Annotated in this window: 8 protein-coding genes; 6 read left to right on the top strand and 2 right to left on the bottom strand. The window is 39.4% G+C overall.

Translation table 11 applies throughout. The features are described from left to right. Positions 1–22: 22 nt before the first annotated feature. The 4 genes from F909_RS15920 (at position 23) to F909_RS15940 (ending at position 6663) form a co-directional block, all read left to right on the top strand. Positions 23–250, top strand: coding sequence for a hypothetical protein (locus tag F909_RS15920; protein ID WP_005146633.1), 228 nt, complete (start codon positions 23–25; stop codon positions 248–250). Between the two features lie 1110 nt (positions 251–1360). Then, positions 1361–1996, top strand: coding sequence for a response regulator (locus tag F909_RS15925; protein WP_005146630.1), 636 nt, complete (start codon positions 1361–1363; stop codon positions 1994–1996). Between the two features lie 8 nt (positions 1997–2004). Further along, positions 2005–5610 (top strand): transporter substrate-binding domain-containing protein, encoded by a 3606-nt coding sequence (locus tag F909_RS15930; protein ID WP_005146628.1) that lies wholly within the window; start codon positions 2005–2007, stop codon positions 5608–5610. A gap of 768 nt (positions 5611–6378) precedes the next feature. After that, positions 6379–6663, top strand: a complete 285-nt coding sequence (locus tag F909_RS15940; RefSeq protein ID WP_005146625.1) for a hypothetical protein — start codon at positions 6379–6381, stop codon at positions 6661–6663. Between the two features lie 290 nt (positions 6664–6953). Here the strand turns inward: F909_RS15940 and F909_RS15945 are convergent, their stop codons facing one another. Together F909_RS15945 and F909_RS15950 are read right to left on the bottom strand one after the other, a co-directional pair. Further along, positions 6954–8147, bottom strand: a complete 1194-nt coding sequence (locus F909_RS15945; protein WP_005146622.1) for an MFS transporter — start codon at positions 8145–8147, stop codon at positions 6954–6956. Positions 8148–8166: 19 nt separating this feature from the next. Then, positions 8167–8586 carry a RidA family protein gene (locus tag F909_RS15950; protein ID WP_032877670.1) on the bottom strand — a complete coding sequence of 140 codons (420 nt, stop codon included), beginning with the start codon at positions 8584–8586 and terminating at the stop codon, positions 8167–8169. A gap of 866 nt (positions 8587–9452) precedes the next feature. On the opposite strand from F909_RS15950, the gene F909_RS15955 reads away from it, so the two are divergent. After that, complete coding sequence (locus F909_RS15955; RefSeq protein WP_005146619.1) at positions 9453–10580, top strand: Re/Si-specific NAD(P)(+) transhydrogenase subunit alpha; 1128 nt, start codon at positions 9453–9455, stop codon at positions 10578–10580. A gap of 12 nt (positions 10581–10592) precedes the next feature. Next, complete coding sequence (locus F909_RS15960) at positions 10593–10916, top strand: proton-translocating transhydrogenase family protein (protein ID WP_004655717.1); 324 nt, start codon at positions 10593–10595, stop codon at positions 10914–10916. Positions 10917–10919 lie beyond the last annotated feature (3 nt).

Below are 10919 nucleotides of genomic sequence, written 5' to 3'. Positions count from 1 at the left end.
GTACTGTTACTGGAGATCTGTCATGCATACCGAAGAATTATTTAAACTGTTTTTTAGACTATTAGATCCAGACATGCATCCACCAAGACTTTATCAACGTGGTGACTTAGAAATGTTTTGGCGTGAGCGTTTTTCAGAAGCATTAGGTCTTCAAGAACCAAATGGTGCAATGATGGGATATGTAGAGTTGCCAAAAATGTTTTTGAAGACGCATAGAGCTGTTCAGGAAAAAATGGAGTCCTCTGAATAATAGGACCGATAGTTATTTTGCACCGTATTTGCACCGTGCTTTTTATTATTGAATTAAACCACTGATAATAAGAATAAATTTTGAAATGTTGTCTAGTCCATCATTGGCGCGACGGAAATACGTGGCTTTAATGATTCAAGTGGTTGCATAAACAGTTCTCGGATGTGGACAAGCAAAGAAAGGGCAGCATTATACGAGTTTTGTGATCAATTCACCAATTATCCTCTGTATGGCTTGAATCTTAAAGCGCTTAGCCTTTTCGGTTGTGTTTCAATATTTGATGGTTTGGGCATCTAACTTTAGGCACTATATTATTTATGTAGGGCTTGGACTACAGTATTAGAATTTCAACCTTACAAAAAAATCCAACATGCTTGGCATCAATCTAAGCCGCATTAAACCATACTTCTAATGTCTGAATGCTCTAGACGGATCATCACTCGAAAAAGATGAAAGCAGAGTCATGCTGACCCTTTTATATATTCTATTTCTATGTGAGGATTTCCAAATGAGCACATTAAGTTTAGGCTTGACTCTATCGACTACAATAACAGTGATATCAATTATTTTTGCGCTAGTAGGCGTAATAAGTTATTCAGGTGCCTTGCTGCTGATCATGTTTATTACATTTTCTGTGTTCATGGTGCAGCAGTTAACGTGGAATTCCTAAATCTATCTTTTTGATTACGCGTCAAATTTTTCTCTTGTGTATATGTGCTCAGCATGTTGATTGTTCTTGGTCTAAAATTATTATGTTTAAATAAAAACTAAATGGCATAGAGTAAATTCTAAGCAATCTAATCGCCATGACTCAAAGTTTTATAATCAAAAGAGATGCTATTTCTATATTTCGAATTTCAAAAAAATTAAGCCTTAAAATTATAAAAATATTTGATTTATATCCATTTTAATCATGCTTTTTATTCGAGAAAGTATTTGTCGGGATTAAGCAAAGGTCGCTGGGATGCGACCTTACGCGGATAGATATGTAGTAAAAGAAATACAATTATGTATCGAGCACTGTAGTAAAATTAGCATCGTAATTCATTGGTTTTTTTTACATAAATTTATACTTTGACAAGATCTACCTATAAATATTAAAGGAAAGATATGCATAACGCATTGATTGTAGATGATCATCCCGTTGCACGGTTGGCTGTTCGAATGCTTTTAGAAAAAGAAGGTATGACCGTACTTGCAGAAACGGGGGATGGTTTGGATGCGGTTTCTTTAATTAAGCAGCTTGGGCCTGATTTAGTTGTCATCGACATTGATATGCCATCCTTGAATGGTATTGAGGTTGTTCAGCGCTTGCGTAAAAACGGTTACCAAGGCGGTATGTTGATGCTCAGTGGCAAAGATGATGATCATTACATCAAACGCTGTGCGAGTGCAGGTGCCGATGGATTTATTAGTAAGAAAAATCAATTGGTTGAACTTCATGATGCGATTCGTGCACTACGCGGAGGCTATGGCTATTTTCCGCGCGCGCTTGCGCGTCTTCATGTTGCGGATGCGACCTTAACTGATCCTGATATTGAAAAGAATAAAATTGCTGAACTTTCATCCAAAGAGTTACAGGTACTCCTTTATTTAGCCAAAGGCGAAAAGGTGATTGATATCGGTATACTTATGCATATCAGTGATAAAACGGTGAGTACTTATAAAAGTCGCATGATGCAAAAGCTTGAGCTAAAAAATATGATGGAGTTGTATGACTTTGCCCAGCGTAATCATTTGGTCTAAGGAATCATATGCCAAAACTGTGGATACTTGGTTGTGTAGTGTTCTGCCTGTTTTGCGGTGCTGTACGGGCAGAGTCCCCGCAACTGATGAAAGTTTTCAGTCGGGAAGCACCGATTCAGCTTGAATTTGAATTAAATGATAAAGACTGGCGTTGGCTCGGGAAAAAACAAGAAATAAAAGTAGCCGTCTATGACCCGAAAAATCCCCCTTTTGCGTTGTTATTAGAGCCCGATATTTTTGAAGGAATCGCTGCTGATTATACTTTGCTCATTGCCCATTCTTTAGGGGTTCGTGTCAAGGTTCTACGTTATCCAGATCGAGATGCTGCAATTGATGGGTTGAATCAGGGGCAGGTCGATATGTTGATTGACTATGCCAATGATATTACGGATGAAACAGATTTTAAGGCGAGTGTTCCTTTTACACCAGATGCGATTGCACTGGTCAGCAGAGAAGAAGTTCTAACACAAAATTTAAAAAAACCTCAGAATATACGGATCGCTTTGCTGAATGATTCTTTGTCTGATGAATGGGTTGCAAAATATTATCCTCAGGCGAAGGCGGTACGGTATGCTTCACCTGCAACAGCATTATCTTCTGTGGCGTTTGGGAATAATGATTATTTCATTGGTAGCTTTGCTATGGTGAGTTACCTGATTGAGCGCAATTACGATAATTTGTTATCAGTCGCTAAAATCTTGTCAACTGAAGAAACAGGTCCACATTTTTTATTTCGAACCGATGAGACGGTTTTACCACATATAGTCAATACGGTTTTGGCGGCTATTCCAACAGCACAGCGCAAAGCGATTTCACATCATTGGAGCTCAGGCTCTGATTTATGGCAGTTCCAATCACGCTTAGCACTGACCGAACGGGAACAGCGTTGGTTAGACCAAAATCGAGAAGTACATGTTGTTATCAATCCGCTCTATGCACCATTTACCATGCTGGATGCAAATGGACAATTTTATGGGATTAGTGCGGATGTGCTGCGGTTGATTCATTTACGCACAGGCATACATTTTAAGGCAGTTGAAGCCGATAGCGTTGCAGAGATGTTCCAGAAAGTGAGCCAAAATGAAGGCGATCTCATTGCTGCAATGAGTTACAGTGATGAACGAGATAAACAACTCATCTTTACTCGTCCTTACATTCAGCCTCCTTTTGTCTTGATCGTCAAAAATAGTACGACAGCACCGAAAGGATTATCGGATGTTAAAAGTTTGGCAATTACACCAGGTAATTCCTTATGGGAATGGATAAAAAAAGAATATCCGCATATTAAATTGGTAAAAGCTGAAAATGCCAGTTTGGCAATGCAGTGGGTTAAAGAGAAAAAAGTAGATGGAGCCGTACATAATCTGATTGGCGCCAATTATATGATTGATTATTATTTCCGTCATGAGCTCAAGATCGCCACTCGAATAGGAGACAATCTTTCGCATATATCCTTTGCTGTACAACGGGATGAACCTGAACTGTACAGTATTCTCAACAAGGCTTTAGCAGATATCTCACCCCGAGATATTTCAATGATCGCGTATAAGTGGCAAGGAACGCCTCCCGTTAAGTTGAATACATGGACCGTATATCGTCGGGAGTTTTATTGGCTGGCAGGGATCTTTGTTGCTTTAGTCCTGATTTCGTTGAGCTGGAACTACTACTTACGAAAAAAAATGAGTACACGTAAAAAAGCACAATTGAAGTTAAAGGAACAGGTCGAATTTAGAGAAACATTATTCAATAGTATGCTGGTGCCAGTTTATGTGGTTGACCGAGATGGAAATATTCTAAGCCGCAATCAGGCTTGGGAGGATTTTTTTAAGTTAGACAAAAAGCATTTAGACACATTGGCACTGACCTCATCTTTGCACCCGCTCGCGATCGTATATTCGACTCTAAAAGAGATGCTTAATGATACGTATGGATCACCGTTATTAAGACATCGTTATACGATTAAGAATGGTGATGAGATGAGTGTAATCATCCATCAGGCAGTTCCCTACATGGGGATAAATGGAGAAATTGTTGGGTTTATCTGTAGTTGGCAGGATATTACTGAGCATGAGGCACTTTTACTCGAACTGTCGTCTGCGCGAGAAAGGGCGGAACAGGCAAGTCGGGCTAAGAGTACATTTTTGGCGACCATGAGTCATGAGATCCGTACGCCAATCAGTGCCATTATTGGTTTACTTGAACTTACAGTGACCAATAAAACGTTTACTAAAAATGATATGGAAGCAGTACAAGTTGCCTATGAGTCAGCTAAATCACTTATGGATTTAATTGGTGAAATTTTAGATATGGCTAAAATTGAGTCTGGAGAACTCGAATTAGCGCCAAAATGGACTGATTTTGATGAGTTGGTACAGCCTATAGTACGCGTATTTGAAGGACTAGCACGGCAAAAGAATTTGACCTTATCTAGTCATATTGATGTCCGGCATCCAGATGAAATATTTATTGATCCGATGCGTTTGCATCAGGTGCTTTCTAATTTAATTAGCAATGCGATCAAATTTACAGAGCAAGGCTCGATTGAGATCGGGATGAAATGCTTACGTAAGAAAGATCAACATATGATTTTGGAGCTGGTTGTCTCCGATACTGGTGTCGGTATTGCAAAAGAAGATCAAGGGCAAATATTTACGCCCTATAAGCAATCTGATGCTGGGAAAATGCAAGTGGGTACAGGATTGGGGCTGGCAATATGTATGCAACTGGTCAAAATGATGGGTGGCGTCATTACGCTAAGTAGCGAGCAAGGAAAAGGAACGCATATTACAGTGCATCTTCCGGTTGAACACCGTCAATTTCAACCCGTATCAGTTGAGAGCGTTATAGCGATAGCAGACCGTATGCAACCGTTGAGTATTCTTGCTGTTGATGATCATCCTGCGAATCGATTATTACTCAAATCTCAGCTCACGCGCTTGGGACATTTTGTGATGGAAGCTGAGAATGGCGAGCAAGCCTTACAGCTATGGCGTAAACATGATTTTGATTTAGTAATTACTGATTGCAATATGCCAGTTATGGATGGAATGACCTTGACACAGTTGTTACGTCAGGAAGGAAACAGGCCAGTGACGATCTTTGGGCTCACCGCAAATGCTCAAGCCGAAGAGCGTGCGCGTTATTTGGCTGCGGGGATGGACGATTGTCTATTTAAACCATTACAGCTCGCACAACTAGAAACACTTTTGAATACAGTATTTCGGCATGTTGTTCAAAATAAACCAGTACAGAAGCAATTGGCGAGTCTGGTTGATTTGGGTGCTTTACGTCATTTAGTCAATGATAATACTGAGCTGTTGCATCAGTTATTGCTAACAACTCACAATGAAAATATGAAAGATATACAACAGGCGCGTTTACTGATTGAGAAGCAAGATAATGCTGGTTTAGCTCACTGTTTTCACCGTATGGCTGGAGCGGCACAGATTTTAGGTGCATCAGGTGTTGAAAGACATTGTCGTGAACTTGAAAATTATGCTGAAAATACGGCAGATTTTGAATTGCTTTGTCAAAGATCTAGTCAAGTGTTAGAGCTTGTTATGCAGCTCAACAATGCAATAGAAGATTTTATTGCCCATGGAAAAGCAGATTAACAGCTGATTTAAATATTGCTTTAGTTAGGTGATTGAATCGATTTAGGCGATGCATTTATGGAGATCGCATTCAATGATAGGTGAGGAACATAACCGCTAAATTGTTCTCTTCATCTAGATATTTTAGTTCTGAGTCAGATAAAACCTTAGATTCCGATATGGTATGGTCTGTTCTTGAACAATCTAACTGCATTTTGTGATTTATTTGCGAAACCTGACAATCAGATTCCTCGATAACTGCACCATGAAAATAAATCTCCCCTGTAGAGCTTGCAAAGATAAATGAAGTCATTAAAAAATATAATATTAAGCTAAGGGCGAGTGCTATTCTGGGCATGATAAAACTTCCAAATAAACAACCCAATGAGTCAATAACTCAATTGGTTATGGCTTTCAATTTTGGAGTGAATGGTAGTAGAAATAGGGTGTTTTCTTTATCGGAAGTGGATAATTAATTTGTCAGGTTTAAGTCTTTATTTTGAATCTAAGCCGTAAATGTTTGTAGGGGATGGATGACAAATTAAAATTAAAAAAAATGATCATTCTAATCACTGAGGAATATTTCAGCTTTGTAGTCGAACCCCTACAGTGAAATCGTTATTGCACTACGTGATTTATATCATTGGATGATATTCCCTCTTATTTAACCTATTCATAATCTTGCTCTAAGCAAAATAGGGGAGGTGTGATCTAAAAACCTCATCTATTACTTCGGGTCGCACATTAGTGCCGTTCAGAAATTCATAGCTAAAATTTCGAGATGCAATAATGGAAAAGTGGGTTTGTAAAGAATGTGGTTTATATCAAAGAGCTAACCATAAAAAGATTAAAGCTGGGCAGCGGGTTTATTTTTATAAAAATAAAAATCATATCAATCGATTTTTTGAACATATTGAAACCAATATTATTAGAGGTGTCGTTTTAAGTAAGCGTGGCAATCTCATTACAGTATTAGCAAGTGGAAAAGTATCAAAAGTGCTGAATGTTGATGTCTATCCTGAATGTGCTCCAATGCATTTTATTTATAATATGTTTGGTACTTGCGAATGCTGATTTGATTTTTTAAATAAAAATATTTCCAATTTATCTTTGCTATTCATTATAAGTTATACGTCATAGCCTTAAATTCTCTTAGAGTGGCTCCATGTGGTTGTAGAACTGCTTTCTGATTTTATGTTACACATCATAATAATTTGAATCTTGAGATTGGAGCTGAGTATCTGATCTAAGTCTGAGGACTTCTACTTATAATATCATTGAACTAAATAGACATTATCTCTAGATCTATTTTACAAACAGCGCTCATCTCTAAAGTTTGAGTCTTTAGAGATGAGAATCAGTATTCATGTGCTTAGGATGCTATTTTTCTTATTCAGCAGGTAATCAAGTAGGCTAAACAGCATACATGCAAAAACGAGGCTAATTCCTGCTAAACAGGTCATGCTCCATCCACCGTGATTCCAGGCAAAAATTCCTAGAGCCGAACCACACGCACCGCCAGTGAAATACGCCGTCATATAAATCGCATTGATACGAGACTTCGCATCAGGGCGTAAACGGAAAATCACACTTTGATTACTGGTATGGACTAAGGCTAGTGCCAACTGGATGAGTGCAAAACCTAGGATATAACTGAACAAGACGCTTTGTCCGAAATAGAAACAAATCCAACTCACGATAAATAAGCCACAGCCTACCCAAGTCAATTGGCTGGTATAGCCTTGATCGGCATATTTACCAACGTACTGTGTTGAGAGCGCGCCAAAAATCCCAACTAAAGGCACCATACCAATTAAAAGATCTTGAAGATGGTGTGCTGAGGTGAGTAGTAAAGCAATAGTAGAATATAAAATACTGACCGCAGCAAAAGCAAAACCGCCCGCAAGCGCACGTAATACCAAACGTTTCTCTTGCTTTAACAACTGCGCCATTGAGGCGAAGACTTGTCCATAATTCATTTTCATACGCATAGCATATGGCAAACGGCTTTTTAATGCGTAGGCCAAGATCAGCATCAGTACGCCACTGACGACATAAATAACTTTCCAGTGGAATAAATTCGAAAATAAACCTGCCAGACTGGTTGAAAGTAAAATACCCACTAGCAATCCACTCATTAAGAAGCCAATTACTTCTCCCGTTTTTTCTGGTTTTACCGTCATGGTTGCAAGTGGAATCAAAACTTGTGCTGCAACTGAGAATAGTCCGGCCATCACGGTTCCAAACCAAAGCATTGGCAAATTGACTGAGAATGCACTGATAAATAAACCTACAGCGCATAATCCCATCAGTAGAGGGATGAACTTGGTTTTATTAACTACGTCACCCATCGGCACAATAAACAATAAGCCTAATGCATAAGACACTTGAGCAAAGGTCACCGTCAGTGCAGCTTGACCTTGGGTCACAGCAAAGTACTGCTGAATGGAATGAATCAGCGGTTGACTATAATAGTTGGCACCTGCACATAAACCACATGCTGCAGCCATAAACCATAATAAGGTTCTATTCTGACTAATATCTTGGGGGGCAGACATAATTTTCTCGATCACTGATTTATGCGGTATAGGCAGTTGCTTCAACTTCGATTTGCATGCCTTCCAATGCCAAACGAGGAACAGGAATCAGGGTACATGCTGGGAAAGCGTGTTTTTTCCATAACTTTTGCATGATTTGAATCAAAGCCTGATGTTTTTCAGCACTGTGATTCACAATAAGAATGCGTAAAACCGCGATATCCGTAATTTGCGCATGGACTGAAGCTAGGGCGTGTTGAATATTATAGAAGACTTGTTGTACCTGTTGGTCAAAATATTCTGACAGTTCACCATTTTTATTTTCACCACCTTGGCCTGCAATATGAATGGTGCGAAGATTCGGTGGCACAACGGTAATATGACTATAGCCATTGGGACGAGGGTCATAAAGCTCATCTGGATTCATTATTTCAAATATAGCTGTGTTGATTAGATTCATCGCTATAACTTCATGCTGGAGATTGAGACTATTGAGTATCAAAGCTCAAGTTAGCTTTAGGTCAAGTGAATTTCGAATCTAAATCAGGGATTGATGGGAATAAAAAGACGATTTTTTAGAATTTTAATTTTTGCGGAGATCAAAAGTTACTTGGATTGCTCAGGGTGTTTAATTTTTGCACCAATATTGTGCAATAAAGAAGCTTTTGCTAGTCAAAACCATACAAATATCACTTGAAAAAATGCCGATTCAAGTTTTTTCAACTCTTTTTGATTTTTCTGAATGATTCACTGCATACAATTCAGATTTATTGATAAGGCGAAATCACTGTGGATTACCTTAATTCAATTACTTCCTACCAATTCGCTGATAAAAAGTAGCCGAAACGACCAATAAAAGTTCAGAGAAGCCAATCCTTCGCAGCAACTGCATGATTATGATGCCGATTCAGCCGATCTATTGTTACAAGCTAAAAGAAGCGATCCAATCTGGTGAAACGGATTTAGTCTAATTGTGACGATGATCGGGATGATGAGCCGATTTATTCAATGAATACCGCTTTTATCTTTCATGTCAGAAAGGGAAATGCATAAAAAATAGATGGATTGATAGCGAGAGTGGTCAAGTTTTTACATTCATAAAGTAGGAAAACAAGGTTTGACTGATCAAAAGGCAAACCTGCGGATCATACAAGCTAAAAATGTGAATGTGAATCATCAGTTCAAAATATAGGTATTTATTAAATAAATATTGGGTGGAATTTTAAAAAAGTTCCATTAGAATCCAAATTTCTACAAAGAATACTCCTGGGGGAAACATTGCTATTTGCGATGTTTACTTAAGAAAAACTAGCTTGAGGAACGCTCATGCAGATCGGAATCCCAACCGAAACTATCCTCGGTGAAAGTCGCGTAGCGGCAACGCCAGAGACAGTTAAGAAGTTGATTAACGCAGGTCATAGTATTGTCATTCAACGTGGTGCTGGTGTTAAAGCTGCGTATATTGACAGTGCTTATGAACAAGTTGGCGCAACCATTACGGACGATGCTTATACAGGCAGCCAAATTATTTTGAAGGTACGTGCCCCTAAAGGCGATGAAATTCAAAAGCTTGCGGCGAATACTACTGTAATAGCAATGTTTGACCCTTATCGCAATCCAGAACTCGAGCAGTTTGCTAATCAGCAAGTGTCTGCTTTTGCTCTAGAATTACTTCCACGTACACTTTCACGTGCACAAAATATGGATGTACTTTCTTCTCAAGCAAACTTGGCGGGTTATAAGTCTGTATTGTTAGCTGCGGCTGAATATCAACGTATGTTCCCAATGTTAATGACGGCTGCAGGTACTGTGAAACCTGCGCGTGTTGTGATTATGGGTGTTGGTGTTGCGGGTCTCCAAGCGATTGCGACTGCAAAACGTTTGGGTGCAGTGGTTGAAGCAACTGACTTACGTCCAACAGCTAAAGAGCAGGTTGAGTCTTTAGGCGGTAAATGGCTTGATGTGCCAATGTCCGATGAAGAAAAACAACGTGCTGCTGAAGCTGCGAAAAGCGGTTATGGTTGGCAGCCGGGTGAGCAATACATCAAAGATCAAGCTGCGATTGTCGATAAAGCCGTATCAAATGCTGACATCGTCATCACCACTGCATTGATTCCAGGTCGTAATGCTCCGCGTTTAATTAAAGCTGAAACCGTTGCCAAAATGAAACCGGGTTCTGTCATTTTAGATATGGCAGTTGAAACGGGTGGTAACGTTGAAGGTTCTAAAGAAGGCGAAACGGTAACAACTGAAAATGGCGTGAAAATTTTGGGTATTCCAAACATTCCAGGCACAGTTGCAACTGAAGCATCTGCATTGTATGCACGTAACGTTTTTAACTTCCTTGAGACATTATTCGACAAAGATAAAGCCTTTGCGATCAATCAAGAAGATGAAATCCAAAAAGCGTTACTTGTAACACATGGCGGTCAAGTACTGCTCAAGCGCGGTTAAGGGAGAGTTCTCATGGTTGAAACGATTACAATTTTCGTCCTTGCCATCTTCGTTGGTTATTACGTGGTGTGGGGTGTAACACCTGCATTACATACACCATTAATGGCGGTAACGAATGCGTTGTCTTCAATTATTGTTGTTGGCGCGATGATCCAAACAGTTGGTATGCCTGCGATTGGTGTAGATGCTAACGTTGCATTCCAAAGTGTAAACGTGGTGAGTATCCTAGGTGCGATTGCTGTGTTCTTGGCAAGTATCAACATCTTCGGTGGCTTTGCTGTAACTGCTCGTATGCTTGAAATGTTCAAGCCGAAGCAAAAGAAAAAAGAGGGCTAAGCA

This window comes from Acinetobacter sp. ANC 3929 (assembly GCF_000369405.1).
Taxonomy (GTDB): Bacteria; Pseudomonadota; Gammaproteobacteria; order Pseudomonadales; family Moraxellaceae; genus Acinetobacter.
This window is presented reverse-complemented; position numbering and strand designations above follow the sequence as displayed.